Raw genomic sequence first — 532 nt, forward strand, 5'->3', positions numbered from 1 at the left:
AGTCGTAACAAGGTAGCCGTACCGGAAGGTGCGGCTGGAACACCTCCTTTCTGGATACAGCTTTAATTGTTTGTTTGTCTTACATCTTCAAGATTTTAAAAGTGACTACTTTCTCATCGAGTTTGTAGTTGATTGATTCTTTTAATATAGATTGTTCCGATGCAAATTCGAAAAGTCTATTGATCGAGTTTAGTCTGGCCGTTGAAGGTACAAGATCTTCAAAATAGAAATATAAATGAGGGGCCTGTAGCTCAGGTGGTTAGAGCGCTACACTGATAATGTAGAGGTCCGTGGTTCGAGTCCACGCAGGCCCACATTAATTACCTTGATAAAACGGGGGATTAGCTCAGCTGGCTAGAGCACCTGCCTTGCACGCAGGGGGTCAACGGTTCGAATCCGTTATCCTCCACTACTTTCAGAAAACGATCTGGAAAAAATAAGTTTAAAAACTTCATTTACTGTTTGAAGAACAGTAATAAGTTCATTGACATGTTGAGCAGAGAATGCGGGTGTCGCGTGAAACCGGGCTAAT

General features: G+C 42.3%; 2 tRNA genes and 1 rRNA gene. All 3 read left to right on the top strand.

Annotation, left to right across the window (positions count from 1 at the left end):
- Window positions 1-50 (top strand): 16S ribosomal RNA (locus FQ608_RS27345); the annotation flags it as partial.
- A 190-nt stretch (window positions 51-240) separates the two neighbouring features.
- Window positions 241-314 (top strand) — tRNA-Ile (locus FQ608_RS27145).
- A gap of 21 nt (window positions 315-335) precedes the next feature.
- A tRNA-Ala gene (locus tag FQ608_RS27150) sits at window positions 336-409 on the top strand.
- The last annotated feature ends 123 nt before the right edge of the window (window positions 410-532 follow it).

It is taken from the genome of Lunatibacter salilacus (assembly GCF_009797935.1).
Lineage (GTDB): Bacteria > Bacteroidota > Bacteroidia > Cytophagales > Cyclobacteriaceae > Lunatibacter > Lunatibacter salilacus.